Annotated in this window: 16 protein-coding genes and 3 pseudogenes; 13 read left to right on the top strand and 6 right to left on the bottom strand. The window is 45.0% G+C overall.

What is annotated here, in order from left to right; genetic code table 11:
* Nucleotides 1-151 precede the first annotated feature (151 nt).
* From ACTWJ7_RS26315 to ACTWJ7_RS26285, 7 genes and pseudogenes are all read left to right on the top strand, one after another.
* Nucleotides 152-607, top strand: coding sequence for a hypothetical protein (locus ACTWJ7_RS26315; RefSeq protein ID WP_079346376.1), 456 nt, complete (start codon nt 152-154; stop codon nt 605-607).
* Nucleotides 608-655: 48 nt separating this feature from the next.
* Nucleotides 656-1084, top strand: coding sequence for a hypothetical protein (locus ACTWJ7_RS26310; RefSeq protein ID WP_079346374.1), 429 nt, complete (start codon nt 656-658; stop codon nt 1082-1084).
* A 17-nt stretch (nt 1085-1101) separates the two neighbouring features.
* Nucleotides 1102-1560: a hypothetical protein gene (locus tag ACTWJ7_RS26305; protein ID WP_301881639.1), complete on the top strand. Its 459-nt coding sequence runs from the start codon at nt 1102-1104 to the stop codon at nt 1558-1560.
* 176 nt (nt 1561-1736) lie between these two features.
* A complete protein-coding gene (locus tag ACTWJ7_RS26300; RefSeq protein WP_301881637.1) occupies nt 1737-2426 on the top strand; it encodes a response regulator transcription factor in 690 nt (229 codons plus the stop codon).
* A complete protein-coding gene (locus ACTWJ7_RS26295; protein WP_301881635.1) occupies nt 2423-3427 on the top strand; it encodes a sensor histidine kinase in 1005 nt (334 codons plus the stop codon). The genes ACTWJ7_RS26300 and ACTWJ7_RS26295 overlap by 4 nt, the downstream gene beginning before the upstream one ends.
* 100 nt (nt 3428-3527) lie before the next feature.
* A pseudogene (locus ACTWJ7_RS26290) lies at nt 3528-4282 on the top strand (ABC transporter ATP-binding protein).
* A pseudogene (locus ACTWJ7_RS26285) lies at nt 4279-6203 on the top strand (FtsX-like permease family protein). The pseudogenes ACTWJ7_RS26290 and ACTWJ7_RS26285 overlap by 4 nt, the downstream one beginning before the upstream one ends.
* A gap of 205 nt (nt 6204-6408) precedes the next feature.
* On the opposite strand, the gene ACTWJ7_RS26280 reads toward ACTWJ7_RS26285, so the two are convergent.
* On the bottom strand, nt 6409-6912 hold the full coding sequence (locus ACTWJ7_RS26280) for a hypothetical protein (protein WP_301881631.1): 504 nt from the start codon (nt 6910-6912) through the stop codon (nt 6409-6411).
* A gap of 218 nt (nt 6913-7130) precedes the next feature.
* Here ACTWJ7_RS26280 and pgsA point away from each other — a divergent pair, with 218 nt between their 5' ends.
* From pgsA to ACTWJ7_RS26265, 3 genes are all read left to right on the top strand, one after another.
* Nucleotides 7131-7709: a CDP-diacylglycerol--glycerol-3-phosphate 3-phosphatidyltransferase gene (pgsA, locus tag ACTWJ7_RS26275; protein ID WP_301881630.1), complete on the top strand. Its 579-nt coding sequence runs from the start codon at nt 7131-7133 to the stop codon at nt 7707-7709.
* Between the two features lie 222 nt (nt 7710-7931).
* Nucleotides 7932-8357: a GNAT family N-acetyltransferase gene (locus ACTWJ7_RS26270; protein WP_301881629.1), complete on the top strand. Its 426-nt coding sequence runs from the start codon at nt 7932-7934 to the stop codon at nt 8355-8357.
* Nucleotides 8358-8398: 41 nt separating this feature from the next.
* On the top strand, nt 8399-8836 hold the full coding sequence (locus ACTWJ7_RS26265; protein ID WP_024628240.1) for a GNAT family N-acetyltransferase: 438 nt from the start codon (nt 8399-8401) through the stop codon (nt 8834-8836).
* 141 nt (nt 8837-8977) lie between these two features.
* Here ACTWJ7_RS26265 and ACTWJ7_RS26260 read toward each other — a convergent pair whose 3' ends face one another.
* From ACTWJ7_RS26260 to ACTWJ7_RS26250, 3 genes are read right to left on the bottom strand one after another with little or no spacing between them, the layout of a single operon-like run.
* Nucleotides 8978-10435, bottom strand: coding sequence for an erythromycin esterase family protein (locus ACTWJ7_RS26260; RefSeq protein ID WP_301881627.1), 1458 nt, complete (start codon nt 10433-10435; stop codon nt 8978-8980).
* A gap of 57 nt (nt 10436-10492) precedes the next feature.
* Nucleotides 10493-10696, bottom strand: coding sequence for a helix-turn-helix transcriptional regulator (locus tag ACTWJ7_RS26255; protein WP_301881626.1), 204 nt, complete (start codon nt 10694-10696; stop codon nt 10493-10495).
* A 23-nt stretch (nt 10697-10719) separates the two neighbouring features.
* A complete protein-coding gene (locus tag ACTWJ7_RS26250) occupies nt 10720-11226 on the bottom strand; it encodes a DUF6773 family protein (RefSeq protein WP_301881625.1) in 507 nt (168 codons plus the stop codon).
* 213 nt (nt 11227-11439) lie between these two features.
* Between ACTWJ7_RS26250 and ACTWJ7_RS26245 the strand changes: the two are divergent.
* Nucleotides 11440-12659: pseudogene (locus tag ACTWJ7_RS26245) on the top strand (RtcB family protein).
* 22 nt (nt 12660-12681) lie between these two features.
* Entirely contained in the window at nt 12682-13860 is a 1179-nt protein-coding gene (locus tag ACTWJ7_RS26240) for a DUF4272 domain-containing protein (RefSeq protein ID WP_079346351.1), read from the top strand.
* Between the two features lie 107 nt (nt 13861-13967).
* Here the strand turns inward: ACTWJ7_RS26240 and ACTWJ7_RS26235 are convergent, their stop codons facing one another.
* Together ACTWJ7_RS26235 and ACTWJ7_RS26230 are read right to left on the bottom strand one after the other, a co-directional pair.
* Entirely contained in the window at nt 13968-14459 is a 492-nt protein-coding gene (locus ACTWJ7_RS26235; RefSeq protein ID WP_443146006.1) for a substrate-binding domain-containing protein, read from the bottom strand.
* A complete protein-coding gene (locus tag ACTWJ7_RS26230; protein WP_443146005.1) occupies nt 14354-15007 on the bottom strand; it encodes a LacI family DNA-binding transcriptional regulator in 654 nt (217 codons plus the stop codon). The genes ACTWJ7_RS26235 and ACTWJ7_RS26230 overlap by 106 nt, the downstream gene beginning before the upstream one ends.
* A gap of 517 nt (nt 15008-15524) precedes the next feature.
* Here ACTWJ7_RS26230 and ACTWJ7_RS26225 point away from each other — a divergent pair.
* Nucleotides 15525-16907, top strand: a complete 1383-nt coding sequence (locus ACTWJ7_RS26225; protein WP_443146004.1) for an ABC transporter substrate-binding protein — start codon at nt 15525-15527, stop codon at nt 16905-16907.
* The last annotated feature ends 76 nt before the right edge of the window (nt 16908-16983 follow it).

Below are 16983 nucleotides of genomic sequence, written 5' to 3'. Positions count from 1 at the left end.
TTGTGGAGAAAAGGGCATATGTCGGGAAACTGTGAGTCCGAATTCAGTTTGTACGTCCATTTTTATTCTGCAGTCACGTTCGCACAAGAAACTATTATCTAGCTTTCATATACTAGGAATGTACTCCAAGATAGGAAAGGGGATGAAGCGAGTGGCTTTGACCATTTTGGATTATGCAGCGAGTGTCCCGGACAATTTCTCTGGAGGCGTGCCTCCAACAACAATTCCGCAGGTCCCTGTGCAGCTTCAAGTGGCAGATTTGGGGATATTTCTACCGCAGCTTACGACTTCTACTGCTGCCGGTAACGTCTTGTTATCCGCGGATGTAGGAGTCCAGAACGTTGGCCCGGAGTTTAATAATGCCCTTCAATTTCATATTTACAGAGATGGGCAGGAGATTTTTAATGGACAATTGGGCACACAGACGGTAGGTGCATTGAGCAATTATTTTTATAATATCAGCTTTAGTACAGTGGACGAAAATGTCCTTCCCGGTTTTCATGTTTACCAACTCAATGTTTCTTCGATTATAGGTGTTCCGGCATTATCTACCGTCCAGCTGTTTGGTCCAGTAACGTTTAGCGGGTTGGGATATACTACATCTTGAAGTTTGAAATTTGGGCTAAATTACCTGTAAAAGGAGGCTTTCAACACGGTGGTAAATCTACTGGCAGCTGCATCAAGTATACCTTCAAGAACGGCGGGAGGGATATTACCCATCTCGGTTCCCATTACGCCGCAAGTTGCTGTTTTGGCTTCCGCCAATCTGACACTCCCAAACGATAGTCCGTTAAATAATCGTATAGAACTGAATGCGACGATTGGCATTGCAGCCATACTCAACATTCCGCAGGTTATCTTTCGCTTGTACAGGGATGGGACACAAATCTTTGCTTCCCAGCAAGGCTTACAGAACGCAGCAGAGCAGTTTTATGTTATCCGGCTTATCACGGCTGACTTCAATGTTCCTCCGGGAACCCATATCTACTCGTTATCAGTAGAAGTGACCAGCCAGAACGAACCTGCTGCTGTAGCCGGTCCGATCACGTTGAGCGCGCTGGCTTTTGGTCCGGTACCCAATTAGAAAGGAGAGGTAAAGTTATGTCTTTGACTACACTGCTTGATTACAAAGCCAGTGTCCCCAGCAACCAAATTGGTGGCATTGCTGACATTCCTTTGACAGTGAGCCCTGGTGTTCAACTGGCTGACCTGGGTATCTTCATCACTCCTCCCATTCCCGCCGTAAATCGTGTGGAATTGAAAGGGACTCTCGGTTTGCAGGGAATCAGCGGCAATCCAATCGTGACCGTCACGATTACGCGTCTGCCAGACAATATTGGGCCCGGTTCTGTCATTTTCACTAAACAAATCAATATTGAAGCTCAGGCATTGACAGAAATTTTTTATACATCCTCTTTCAGTACAATTGATTTTAATGTTACATCTGCCACTGGTTTGATCGTGTACACCCTGACAGCTCAAATTGCAGCTGCTGGCAATGTGGCTAACGTGGTGGGTCCCATCACCTTTACAGGGATGGCTATTGGCAGCAGTACGTAATGTACAATGAAGTTGTCCCGGAACTGACAGTGAGTTTCCTGTTTTCTGGGGCAATTTTATTTTTTTTGATTTCGGGTGGGAGTGTATGTAAACTTGGCTTTAGAAGGGGAATGGGAGAGCGAGCGTGTACGCCTATAACTGTCAGCCCAAGAAGAACAGAAACGTGGTGAAAGTATATGTTTAAAATTATGCTCATTGAAGATGATGAATCATTATTCAGTGAAATCAAAGAACGGTTATCCCAGTGGTCATATGACGTGTATGGCGTACAGGATTTTGGCAAAGTGATGCAGGAATACAGTGTCATTCAGCCCCAGCTGGTGATTATTGATATCCAGCTCCCCCAGTATGACGGATTTCATTGGTGCCGTATGATACGTGCTCATTCCAATGTACCGATTATCTTTCTGTCCTCACGGGATCATCCTACGGATATGGTTATGTCAATGCACCTTGGGGCAGATGATTTTATCCAGAAGCCTTTCCATTTCGATGTGCTGATAGCCAAGATCCAGGCGACCCTGCGCAGGGTATACAACTATAATACAGAGCGGATTGAACTGCGTACATGGCGTGGGGCTACCATTGAATATGTGAAGAATACACTTACCCATGACAATGAATCTGTCCTTTTGACCAAAAATGAGATGTTCATTCTGAAAGTGTTGGTTGAGCGCAAAAATCAGATTGTGACCCGGGAAGACCTGATTCGCAGTCTGTGGGATCATGAACATTTTGTGAGTGACAACACGCTGACGGTCAACGTCAATCGCCTTCGCAAAAAACTGGAGCCGCTAGATCTGGATGGCTATATCGAAACCAAGGTAGGACAGGGCTACATGGCAACAGAAGAGGCGGAAGCATGATTGGCAAATACATACGGGAAAAGCTCAGTTGGCTATTGCTGCTTATCAGCATGCAGCTCATCATTTTATTTGTAGCCTATATTGACACGTCCATTCCATTCCGATCTGTAGCTTATATCGTTGTGCTGAATGTAGTGGTTTGCATCGTGTTTATCTGGGTGAGATATCCAAGGGAGACCCGTTTCTACAAAAGATTAACCACCTGGGATCATACCTATGATCCGGGGGATTTGGAAATCGCGGAAAGCCCTTATGAACGGATTGTGCACGATGCCGTGACTTCGCAGACCGAACGTTATCGGAAAGAGTCCTCGTCTCATTTTATTTTGCTGGAGCAGGAGAAGGATGAGATGTTGGCCTGGATTCATGAAGTGAAGACGCCGCTAACTGCGCTGCAATTGATGATTGAGCGTATGCCGGCTGACAAGCTACAGGGGCAAATGACGTATGAATGGCTGCGAATTCACCAACTGCTTGATCAGCAGCTTCACCAGAAGCGTATTCCATTTATGCATAATGATTTGTTTGTGGAAGAAACAGAGCTTGAACCGATTTTGAATGGCGAGATTAGAGCTTTGAAGTCGTGGTGCATATCCAAAGGGATTGGCTTCGAAGTGTCATTACATGTGACAAAGGTGCTGACCGACAGCAAATGGTTAGGTTTTATCATACGGCAGCTGCTTAGCAACGCAGTGAAATACAGTCATTCCTCTGACATTGTCATTGAAAGCCGGGAACAGGATGGGCATATCATACTGACCATTCAGGATTATGGACGAGGAATCGAGGCTCATGATTTACCGCGCATCTTTGATAAAGGCTTCACTTCAACGCAAGGTAGGCTTGAAGGAACGGCAACGGGGATGGGCTTATATTTGACCCGACAGGTAGCACAAACACTTCGTATAAACGTTAAGGCACAGTCTGCTCCCGGAGAAGGCACCATCGTCAAGCTGACCTTCCCGCGTAAGAATGACATGATCCACCTTGCAGGCGTGTGACAACATTGTCACATGCTTTTTGGTTTTGTTCGGTGAATCGCACGATAAATTGCAACATCCCGCCTATGATGGAGATATACCAAAGAGGAGTGAGTGGGATATGTGGATATTGGAAGCCAAAAAAATTCATAAAGTCTATGGGAACAAACTAAATAAACAGGAAGTCCTCAAGGGAATTGATCTCGGGGTAAGTAAAGGCGAATTTGTGGGTATTATGGGACCTTCGGGTTCGGGAAAACGACGCTGCTGAATGTTCTTTCCTCGATTGACCGGGTAAGTCAGGGCACGATTGACATTGAGGGTCAGGAGTTTACAGGCATGAAGGAGAAACAGCTTGCTGAATTCCGCAAACATCATCTCGGCTTTATTTTTCAGGATTATAATCTGCTGGATACCCTCACGGTGAAGGAAAATGTATTGCTGCCGCTCTCCATTACGAGTATTCCGAAGCATGAGGCACACCTGAAGTTCGAACAAATTGCCCGTGAACTGGGCATATACGAGCTGAAAGACAAATATCCGTCCGAAATCTCGGGTGGACAGAAGCAGAGGACTTCGGCAGCGCGTGCATTTGTGCATGATCCGAGCATTATTTTCGCTGACGAGCCGACAGGTGCACTCGATTCCAAATCAGCTTCGGACCTGCTTGGCAAATTGAGTGATATGAACACCAAACATCAGGCTACCATTATTATGGTCACCCACGATCCATTTGCCGCAAGTTATTGTAGCAGGGTGATTTTCATCCGGGACGGTCAGATCTACACCCAATTAAACAAAGGAGACGAGTCCCGGCAATCCTTCTTCAATGACATTATCAAAACTCAAGGCGTGCTGGGTGGTGTGCAGCCATGAGCCTGAACTACATCATTTTTCGCAATCTGAGGAAAAACCTGAAAAATTATTATCTTTACGTCTTCGCCCTGATTTTTAGTGTGGCGCTGTATTTTTCATTTGTGACATTACAGTATGATCCCTCTATGAATGAGGTTGCTGAATCAACAAAAGGAGCGGCTGCGATAGGCGCATCCTCCGTGTTACTGATTGTCATTGTGGGCATTTTTCTGCTCTATGCCAATACGATTTTTATCAAGCGACGTAGTAAGGAGATCGGTTTGTTTCAACTGATCGGACTGACGAAGGGAAGAATTTTTGGCATCCTGAGTGCGGAGAATTGCTTTCTCTACTTCGGCTCTATGGTGATTGGTATTGTGATCGGTTTTCTCGGTTCCAAGCTGATATTGATGATTTTGTTCAAAATTATTGGCGTTGATGCGATTACAAAGCTGTACTTCTCACCGATGGCCTTGCTGCAGACGTTGATTGTTTTTGCCGTGATGTACTTGCTCATCATGTTGATGAATTACACCTTTATCCGAGCACAGAGCATTTTATCCCTCTTTCGGGTGTCTTCTACAACAGAGCAGCAGGTACAGAAGTTATCTATAGGGCAGATTCTGATGGGCATCTTAGGTATTGCTATGATCGTGTTCGGTTACATACTGTCTGCACGGCTGTTCAGCGTCGAGAAATTGGATATGCAGCAGTTAATGTACACAATGATTTTAATTCTCTTTTCGGTTATTTTGGGGACGTATCTATTCTATAAAGGTTCTGTCAGTTTTCTCTTTAATCTGATCCGCAGAAGTAAAAAAGGTTATCTCTCTATTAACGAGGTATTATCGTTATCCTCCATCATGTTTCGCATGAAGTCGAATGCCTTGCTGCTGACTATTATTACTACCGTATCGGCACTCGCCATAGGCATGTTGTCGCTCAGCTACATTTCCTATTATTCGGCAGAGGCGCAAGCCAAAGAAAGCCTACCGGAGGATTTCTCTTTGCTCAGGCGAATGTGAAGGATCGTTTTGTAGCCGAATTGGATCACAAACAGATTCCATATGAGGAGAAGCACAGACAGCCTCTGTATATTGAAATTGATGCACATAAGGTGATGGATGATTCCCTAACGGATGAACTATTGTTCAGCAGTGTAGTAAGTGACAGCATGGTAGATAACATTGATCTGAAACCAGGCGAAGTCATTTTCATGGGGTACGGCAATGTGATTCAGCAATTCTTTTCCATTCAGGATGAAGGACCCATTGTTCTGCACGGGTTGAAGCATACCATTGACCAGCAACTGATTGGAACCACGAAACAGGGAGTTCTTCCCGTATACTATACCCGGGGTACACCTGTAGCGGTTGTGGATGAATCAGTTTATGCAGAGCTCGCGCAGGATCTTGATCCGAAACTTCAGAAAGGGGAATCGACCGATTATTACGGTGTGCAAATTACAGATCCAGGACAGGACGAGAATGCCTATGCTATTTTTGCAGATCTGCAATTAGAGGCCCCAAGTTTCTCCCAGATTGAATTTAGAAATAACCAGCGCACCACTATGGGCTTAATTATGTTCATTGTCGGATTCCTGGGTCTAACTTTCTTGATTACATCCGGGTGTATCCTCTATTTCAAACAAATGAATGAGAGCGAAGAAGAGAAATCGAACTATACGATTCTACGGAAACTCGGATTTACGCAAGGCAATCTTTTACGCGGAATTCAGTTCAAGCAGCTGTTTAATTTTGGAATTCCACTTGTTGTGGGACTAAGCCATAGTTATTTTGCTGTGAAATCAGGCTGGTTCTTCTTCGGCACAGAACTTGTCACACCTACCGTAATCGTCATGATTGTATATACGTTGTTATATTCGATCTTCGGTCTATTATCTGTATGGTATTACAAACGCGTAATCAGAGAATCGTTGTAGATCAGGAGATTAGGGACAGAGGAATACATTAAAGAATTCCGAAGAAAGGGCAGCTGTATAAAATACAGTATGTCCTTTCTTTTTTGTGAAGGTTACGTTAAAACTTAATGTTGTTTTTTACTCTAAAAGAAAACAGCCTTATGTGAAAGGCAGTTCATTAATCTTTCGTGTCCTGTAACCTAACGAACGATTTAGCTTATCAAAATCATTTTATTGTATCGGCTATCTCAATTAATGTTTGGTGATCGTATAACGGTTCAAGATTATTATTTTTACCTGAAATAAGAGAGTAAGTTAAACCCTCATTTCTCCAATAAATGGCGTTAATATGTTCGTCTCCTTGGTCCCACGTCTGCGAACCGTTAGCTAATTTTAGTCCTTCTTTTCCATTTGGAGGCGTATCAGCCTTTGAGTTTGTCATCATAAGGATTAGGGACAATCCTTCATCAGTATTCTCATATGTGATTTCCACGGCATCAAATGTACCATTGGTATCTAAAATCCTTGCTGATTTTTGATTAACTCGAAAAGGAACGGACGGCTGTCTCATTTCAAACGGGATCTTAGCTTCCGCATCTTCAATTGAAATCTCAACTGGAGGATTCCAATCTGACTGCTCGGTCGGTTGGTTACTCTCCACGTCTTGTGAGCAGGCAAACAATAAAAGAGATATCATACATAGGAGCAGTAACTTACTTACAGCTTTCATTACATCACCCCGATATGAGAATAGTTACTTCTATTACGTTTCCATTAGCTGGAAAGTTGCATGATCCTTCCTGTTAGATCTAAAAGATAAAGCCGCTAACACGTTTTTCCCATAAGACTTGAAGCGGTGATGGTCTAAGCCTTTTGTGTAAAAAAAAGGAGGATGGCGAGAGGACGGAGAACTCACAACATATGGAGTGAAGAAGAAGGAGGGTTTCCATGAACTTGGCTAATAAAATCACCCTGGCGAGAATGGCATTGATTCCATTGTTTATGTTGTGTTTTATCCCGTTTCCGTCTTGGATACAGGAGTCGAGTGAGTTTATTCGTTTTTTGGATCAGCATGGCTTGGTGATTGGAGTTATTATTTTTGCAATAGCTGCAGGTACGGATAAGCTGGATGGGTATATAGCGAGAAAATATAATCAAATTACCAATCTAGGAAAATTGCTTGATCCACTGGCAGATAAACTATTGATTTCGGTTGCTCTGATCATAATGGTTCAGGAGAATCTGATCGGTTCATGGATTGCTGTGATCATTATTGGACGTGAAATTGTCATTACAGCGCTGCGTATGATTGCTACTGAACAAGGAATTGCTCTGGCTGCTGATCGATATGGCAAGATTAAAATGGTGCTCCAGGTGGCAGCCATCATCACTGTGTTATTGAATAATGTTCCGTTTAGCTTGCTGACTGATGTGCGGATTGATGCGATTTTATTATGGCTGGCGGCAGGAGTTACATTGTTATCGGGATTGAACTATATCTTAGTGAATTATAGACTACTGAAATAAAGACCTTCGGGCATCGGCGCGCAAGCCGCCATTGCTGTGTTCAACCTTTTTCCCGGGACATGGAAAGTTGCGGAGATGGAGACGAATGAGCCTGCTCAGATTTTCTGGCGTAAGGTCATTGCACGTTATACCCATAATAAATACCAAGAGGTTAGAGAGCCAGAGTGGGACGGTCCCATTCAGATATTTACCACGGAGTCATGACGAAAGGGGGAGAAGAGATTGTCCCAAATCAACATCAATCCAAGTACTTCAGAGGATTCAGAATATGTTCGCCAGCAACTTATCGCATTTAATGCTGCGCATGTGAGCGAGGAATTAAGGCATCGTTACGAAGAATTGAATTTTAACATCAAAAATGACGACGGCGAGATTGTTGCAGGTGTGCTCAGTACACTTTGCTGGAATTGGCTGGAGATCGACATTCTTTGGGTGGATGCAGAGCAGCGGCATCAAGGTTACGGTTCCCAATTGCTACGTGAGATTGAACGTATTGCTCGCGAGAAATCCTGTGATTTCATCCAATTGAATACATTCTCGTATCAGGCACCGGAATTTTACAAGAAGCATGGCTATCATTTGATCACAACGATCGAGAATGCACCGACCGGACACCGCCATTATTATTTTAAGAAGCACCTAACTTAAGACAACATATGTGAAATAGGACACAAATCAGGAGGGTTATCATGGTTACCATTAGAGCAATCGAACTTGAAGATTTACCGGAGCTAAGCAAGCTATACAACGAGTTGATGGGTACACCGACCAATGAACAGCAGATGCAGAAAATGTTTCACTATATCCAGCAAAATGGACACTACCATGTACTCGGGGCATTTTACAACGGGGAATTGGCCGGATCGGTTATGGGTATTGAATGTATGGATCTGGCGGGTCAGTGCAACCCCTTCATGGTTGTGGAGAATGTAATTGTATCCGATCGGGTACGCAGACAGGGAATTGGTCAGAAGCTTATGCTTCAGATTGAGCACATTGCGAGAGACCTGGGTTGTGAATATATGATTCTGGTGTCTGGCGATCAGCGTAAAGAGGCTCATATTTTCTATGAAAAACTGGGCTTTAAGGATGAGAAGGTTCAGGGTTACCGGAAGCATTTTAATTAATCGAATTTTCCTGTTTTCGTGACGGAGAATAGGGAGTGTGATTAGGAAACACGTCGACGTGGGTGTTCTGGGGCGGTCGATCAGGGTAAGTTGACACGGGAAATGGAAAACAAAAGAGAGCTGGCAGCTCTCTTTTTGTATTTATTCCTTACTTTGTTCTTTGGAACCAGATGAGGATGATCGGATATATTGTGGTGGATGAACATCGTCAATCATTAAAATGCCGTCATACTGATCGCGTGGGACAAAACTTTCAGGGATCATGCCCCAGCTGTATGCAAATCGTGGTTCGAACATCCAGGAGTTGCCTGTTTCCCTGCTCTGATATCGAAGATCCAGGAAGCTGTAAGGCGTATTCGTAGCGGACATAATGTCTTCAACGGAACCAGGCTCTGCTGGTTCAACGGCATGAACTCCGCCGGCATTATCAGCCGTTTGACCACTGGATGCATATAATCCAAGAACATAACTGGATTTCTTCATTTCCTCCGAAAGCATTTCACCCATTAAAGTTACTGGATAAGGTGAGCCCATTACTTCACTGTGTGCTTTACGTATATGATCATTATGCCCCCATACGATGAACTTTTCGTTTGGATATACTTCGGTTGCGAGCCACATGAGATTGTCATGCATCGCCTGATCGCGCCACTCCATTGAATCAAAAAACAAATCATATTTGCCATCATTCATTTCAGCCATTGAACGGATCGAAAGATCGACATATTCCCTCGCTACACGAATTCGATCATTGAGGCTTCGCTCGAGCAGTATGGAAAGTTTCGGTTGATTCGGGTATTCTTTTTGCAGATAAGTCTGGTTCGCTTCAGATTTCAGGGATTGAAGGACACTTTTGTATACCTTGATGATTTCATTTTTCTCAGCGCGGTAGGCTTCCAGATCCGTTCCGGCGGAGAATTCGGATAGCTTTTGTTCCGTTTGTTCGAGACGCTTGGCGAGCTTTTTATCCTTCAGCCAGTTACCGTCCAAAAACGGGAATTGCAGCTGCATGTCGAAACCGGTCAGGATGAGAGGCTGTTCGGTTTGTGCTTTTGTTTTGAGATAATCGAACAAGGGCGTGATTTCCTTGGACCACCAGACGCCGAAGATGGAGCTTTTCATCGTTTGTTCCGGACTTTGCTGTTTTATCGTGGCATTAGCCAGGGATGTGTTGGAGAGACCGCTCTCAAAGGCAAGAACGTTATATCCCATTTCCTGATGCAAAAACTGTATCAGCCGGGTCTTCGCCAGATTAAATTCGGCAACCCCATGGGAGCTTTCACCTAGAAATACAATTCGCTTGTCATGCAGCAGGGGCTTCAGCATATTCAGATCCGAAAAGGAATCTCGCTCCTGGCCGGTCTTCACAGGCTGGATGCTGTCTAGTCGATACGCATGATCTTTGGCCCATTCCTTCCACTCCACTATTTTCTCGTCCGACGTTTTCGCGGATTTCACTTGGGTTACCTGACCCTGTATAGTCTCCATGGCAGATGATGTGGCAGCACCTGCATGCGCTGTTGGATAGAGCGAACTCGCTAGTATGGCTGTAGTCAGTGCAAGTACAGCCCCCGTTTTTCTTTTCCTGAAATAAATCAAAATAATGCCTCCTTTATCATGTACGTGATAATAAATCTGGTATTGGAACCATCCGGCTTAAGTCTGCTCTTCGTCCCAGAACAGGTCATTCAAGGTTTTTGAGAGCGCCTTGCATATGGCAATACATAAGCTGAGGGACGGGTTATACTTTCCCAGTTCTATAAGACCAATGGTTTGCCTCGATACACCAACGATCCGTGCCAGATCGTCCTGCGATAGATCCTTTTCTACCCGGGCGACTTTTAATCGTATATTTTTCATGCCTTTTCACCCTTGTGTCCTTTCTATGAATTCCATTGATCTTTTTGTGCTGCTTTTTGACTCGCTTTGTTGGCAAAGTGGTGGACTACGACGTTGAATCCGATGAAGAAAGGGATATACAAGAGCAGTGAAGTGATAAAAACGAGAAAAAAGAACCACCACTTCTCATAAGACGTTTCTGCAAATAGAACTGAACTTCGTATGCCCAGGAACAAGGACAGGGAGATTCCGATAATTAGCCCGATGATGACATTGCGCCAGTTATACGAAATTTTGCTCGTCTGGTCATGGACTTCAACCTCATCCGAATAAATGCCCAGCATGATGGAGCGAACACCAAGATAAATACTTCCTGCCAGAATAACAATCAATTCCGTAAACATGGATGATGTTTCCAAATTGAGGAATGATTTGATCATAATCGAAATACCACAGATCAGCAGAATTAAGGTGTAGGCTTCCTTGTGAACCTTGTTCTTCAGATTGACGATGCGCTCATCATGTACAGTGCTTTTCTTGAACCATTTCATATTGATCTCTCCTTCATAGAAAATGCTTGTGGGAAATATTTCTTAATGAACTCATAGTAATATTATTTACGTCTTTTTGCAATATATATATGTCATTTTGTTTGATATAAAAGTCTATATAATAAAAATATATCCATGTCCTGCCTATTTCTAATGAGGTTTAGTAAAATATATACAAGAGTTTTAAAAAAGACCAAGGAGGTTAACCAGATCATGCGTATCGTGGATAACATTAAAGTCTGGGGGAGCCGCTGGAGAATGCGGTAAGTCAGGCGGTGACATGCTCGCAGCATGGTGACGTACTGGGCGTGGCTCTAATGGCAGACCATCACAAAGGGTACTCACAGCCCATCGGGGGCGTGGTTGCCTACCGGAACATGATCAGTCCGTCAGGGGTTGGATATGATATTGCCTGCGGTAACAAGGCCGTACGAACCAACCTGATGTGGGAGGATATCCGGGGTCAGATTGCTGTCATTATGGATGATATTAATTCGACCATATCCTTCGGCGTAGGGCGCAACAATCCAACACCCGTGGAGCATGAGCTGTTCGATGATGCCAGCTGGAAGCTGTTTGATTCCATTGAGCCTGGACTACAGCACAAGTTGAAGACACTCGCGCGCAACCAGCTCGGTACAGTGGGCAGCGGCAATCATTTTGTGGATATTTTTGTGGAAGAGGCGACGGGTAAAGTATGGATTGCAAACCACTTTGGCAGCCGCGGATTTGGCCACAAGGTTGCGAGTGGTTTTCTGAATTTGGCAGCCGGACGTAAGTTCAGTGCTAAAGCGCCGGGAGAATCGATGGATCAACAACCGACATTGTTTGACCTTAAGAGTGAAATGGGTGATATGTATTGGGACGGAATGACTCTAGCGGGCCGATATGCGTATGCAGGCCGAGATTATGTGATTGAACAGGTTCTCGGTATTCTCGGGGCGAGCGCAGAGTATTCGGTTCATAACCATCATAACTTTGCCTGGAAAGAACAGCATATGGGCGAAGAAGTCGTGGTGGTCCGCAAAGGAGCAACGCCGCTGGCACCGGGTCAGCTTGGTTTTGTAGGAGGCAGCATGGGAGATATCTCGGTAATCGTGGAGGGAATTCACAGCGAGGAGAATACCGAGTCTTTCCGCAGTACCGTACATGGTGCAGGGCGCACTATGAGCCGAACCCAGGCGGCTGGTAAAATGAATTACAAGTTGCGTACCCGTATGGGTGGTGAGATTAGCGAAGAACAGATGCAGGCTGCGATTCGTGCCTATGGTGTGGAGCTGAGAGGTGCAGGAACGGATGAAAGTCCATTTGTGTACAAGAAGCTGCAGGACGTGCTGAATGCGCATGCTCATACCTTGAAAATTAACCATATCCTTCGCCCCGTAGGTGTCGCAATGGCCGGAGGCAATGAATTCGACCCGTATAAGGACTAATTGAAAGAAGAAGGTGAACCTCATGAGAAATTGTGCAATATACAGCTCCCAGTTTGATCTGGATCAATTGTTTGAAATGATTCAATCCATATACCCTGAGGATACAATTGAGCGTAAAGAAGATAAAACCCACATTCAAGTCACTCGCAAGAAGCTGTTCGGTAAGAAAAAGAAGGGCTTCAATATCATGACCAGCCAGACCCACCCTGAAGAATTTACCACAATGATTCAAGGGATGCTGGGGTTTCTGAGTCAGATTGAGGGAAAGAATGCTTCGCTACAGGAAAAGATACTGATTAAATGCTCTACACTGAATATGGTTGTTGGCATCGAGACGGAAGAGGACATCTCCGAGGAGTTCTTCAATGAGTTGTTACATCTGGCCGACGCCCTCGATGCAGTCATCTTCTGGGGTGGTGGCTCCCTACTGAATGCGCAAGGTCAGCTGCTGCTGGATGTCAACGGAGAATCCGAAGTAGAGGATTACAAAGTGACAGCGCACACCAGTTTCCTGGACGATGTCAGACCCCCGTCGCAATCTGCAACGCTGCGCAAAGAACGCTCCGAGCAGCTTCTAACAGAGCAAAGAATCCCATTCAATGTTCATCTGCCTGCAATAGCGGGGGATGAGCATACAACGATTCGTAATGTTCAAGAAGTGGCAGAGCGTGCGGTAGCCCTCTGTATTGCAGCTCTCAAGGGTGAATGTCTTGGAGCCGGTGAGAGCGCAGAAGATACAGCAGCGCTGGTCCAGGAAGTGATCGACAAGTATGATGCAGCTTCATTCTTTTCACCTGTGGAGAGAAGATTTGTGGAGCAGCATGGGGCAGAACATCAGGAGATTATTTCCTTTTCATGGGGATACGAGGCTTATCATGTCATGTTATGGGCACTTGGCTACGTCAAGGAGCTTGGAGCTCCGGTAAATCTGTGCAACGTGGGACAGGATGTAGGATATTTGCAGCAATGTGACGATGTTGAAGCCTTTGTAGCCGGAGCGCAGTTTCGCTCCAAAAGTGAGATTTTGGACGCAGCGGACCTAATTTACCGGTATAACTGGGTGTGTGTGAACAGTCGTGTGAAGGAACAAATACCTCCAGCGAATCTCAATGGCGGAGTGGCTTACGAACGTCACCGTGCTCTGAATTGGCTGATCTGTTATCTGGATCAGGACTGGGATGAAGTGCGGACAGATACGTAGCATGGACTCTTGGAATCTATTTTTATATGACATCCAAACTTAAACACCCCCAAGCCAGGCGAACACTGGTTATGGGGGTGTTTTGGTGTCTCTTGGTACCTTAACGTTTAACCGCTATGTCTTCCGTATTGTTCCCGAATCATAACATCTGCGAGAATCAGCTTTTTCTCTACGTTACTCTCCGGGTTCACAATACGCCATAACATCTGGTCCACTGCACGTGCACCAAGCAGCTCCTTGTTTACATTCACCGTGGCGAGTACCGGTATATTGTCGTACACATTATCGAAACCGGTGACTACACACTGATCGGGCACACGAATGCCGATACTCTCAAGAGCTTCAATGGTGTAGAGCGCAAAGAAGTCATTCGCACAAACAAAAACCTCAGGCAAGTTCTCCTCATTAATGACCGAAGTAAATGTCTTACGGAAATCATCCACATCCGGGCTGCTCAGTTCCGGGATCTGATTCAGATTCAAGCCGTGTCCCATCAATACTGAAGTATAGGCCACCCAGCGTTCATAGAAGCTGTGAGCATCACTGGTATTTCCAACAAACTGAAACCGTTTGAATCCCTTGCGCAGAAGATAGAGCATAATGTCACGCATGGATGCAAAATTGTCGGTGAAGATACTGTCACTGTGAAAAACGGGTCCAGATGATCCACCATGACGACGGGAATGCCCAGACGCTTGATTTCAAGCAGAATAGGTGTCGAGATGGAACCAACCGTAATAATGCCCCGAATGGCATCCGGGTTCAGTAATGTGAACAATTGATCCGCAGAAGGCTCTGTCAGGGTAAGGATATTGATGCCTTTCTGATTCAGTCGGGATGATATGCCGTTAAAGACAGGCCCCCAGTATACGGAATCCTGATTCTGATAACGAACATTGGGAAACAAAATCAAAATGGTTCCACTCCACCGCGTGTTCTGCGGGTCCTGAAGCTCATTGCTGCTATACATATCACCAGATAACATGCTGTTATCTTTGAAATATCCAAGCTTGCCAGCGGCCTTGAGAATAACATCCCGTGTCTGTTCACTAACACCTGATTTTCCGGACAGTGCTCGTGAGACCGCAAATTTCGACAGGCCTGTAAAATGTGCAATTTCCTGAATAGTTACCTTCGTCTTCATCATACCATCCTTACACTCGTAGTTCTGCCGTATTCCTTACATTGCTCAATAAAGCTGGTTCTAGTATATCATGATGTATTTCTCTTAATCTAATAACGGCTGGAGAAGTGAAAATGTTAGTTTCCCATACATGAAACGACGGAAATAGACCTAGGTGATGGACATAATTCAGGAGAAAAGAACGAATTTTGAATGAGTTATTATCTTTTTGTTATTTTATAAAATAACAAAATTAGAAAATTGGTTTTCGTTTTGAACATAACTGTACTTAGAATGATATCAGAATAATATGCTATTTCAAAAGGATTTAAGCGATATAACAGCATTTTATCAGAATAAATAGAAAATGTTAACAATAAAAATGTTGACGCTTACATTGTGCTATGTTAAATTTTGTTTGTCAAAACCAAACAATAAAATAACAAATGGTGGTGATCATCGGATTTAATTAGGGGAATGGGGAGTCAGGGGATTATGTCAGAGCATGATTTTATACACATTCGGGGAGGTTGTTACATTCATGATTAGAAAATGGAATATTTTGCCGCTCATGTTATTGGCCGTAATGCTTTTTGTATCCGCTTGCAGTGGTGGTGGGACAGCTCAGCCGGGTACTGATGAAACAACCAATTCAGGCAGCAGCACTGGAACTGGAACCGCCGAGACAGACAAAGAAGGCGGAGCGGAAAAAGTGGCAGTCGATGTACCGGATTTGGGTGGACGTGTCATCAAGGTTGCGGCCTGGTGGGATCTGAAGCCAGCAGGGGAGACCGCATCGGATAAGGCGAGACTGGATAAAATTGCTGAAGTCGAGAAGAAATACAACGTAAAAATCGAGTTCGTGAATGTGCCATTCGAAGAATACATGAACAAATTCACAACGACTGCGCTGGCTGGCGAACCGTTCGCAGACATCGTTCAGATGGAATACAAATCCGCTCTACCCGCCATCCTCAAAGGGCAGCTGCTGCCTATCTCCGAATTCACCACAGCCGAGAATAACATTAACCAAGAGGCAAACCTGATCGCGAAATATCCTGCTATCACAGGCAACTACTACGCATTTGATTCTCCGACCAGCATCGGTCTGGGACTTCACTACAACCGTGACTTGTTCAAGAAGCTGTCGTTGCCTGATCCTCAGGAGCTGTATAACAAAGGCGAATGGAATTGGGATAAATTCATGGAGCTGGCGAAACAGGCGACCAAAGATACGGACAACGACGGGAAAATTGACGTATACGGTTTCTCCGGCTGGGCCATTGATGCGCTTCGTCACTTTACTGCAGCCAATGGCGGCACAATCGTAGATGACGAGCACTCGAAAGAAGGATTATCCGATCCGAAAACGATTGAAGCTGCCGAATTCGTCAAACGCCTGTATAACGTGGAGAATGTCGTGAAAGTCAAAACAGGCGACAAAACGAACTGGGAGGAAAGCAACACGTTCAAGGATGGAGATGTGGCCTTGTTCACTGCTGCGGAATGGCAACTGGGCGATATCACCTTTGCTGCTGGAGTCGTACCGATCCCGAACGGACCTCAGGGCAACAAGGATGTAACATACGCCAACAACGCGGCCTCAGCCAAATTCATTCCAAAAGGTGTGGAAGATCCTAAAATCGTATACCAAATCTATGAGGAGACTTTCGACATCCCGCAAATTGAAGAGTACCCAGGTCAGGATTACCTGGAAAGTCGTTATACCGACGAGAAGGACATCGCCATGATTCGCGAGCATATTGCGGGAACGGGCCGTATCCTGCTGGATGACGCCTACGCGGGCTATCCAATCGGTGACTATGTAAACGACATTATCAAAAACAATGCTTCCGTTACGGCAACAGCCGAAAAGTATAAAGCGCAGGCACAAGCCGCTGTTGATAAGCTTGGCAAACCATAATACCAGCATGACTCAGACAGGGGTGCCTCGTGTCCGGGCTCGCGCACGGGTGCCTCTTTTCTGTATCACCGAATAG

This window comes from Paenibacillus sp. 1A_MP2, from assembly GCF_052244825.1.
In the GTDB taxonomy this organism is placed as follows: Bacteria; Bacillota; Bacilli; order Paenibacillales; family Paenibacillaceae; genus Paenibacillus; species Paenibacillus vandeheii.
The sequence above is the reverse complement of the archived record's forward strand: the minus strand, read 5'-3'. Positions and strand labels throughout refer to the sequence as shown.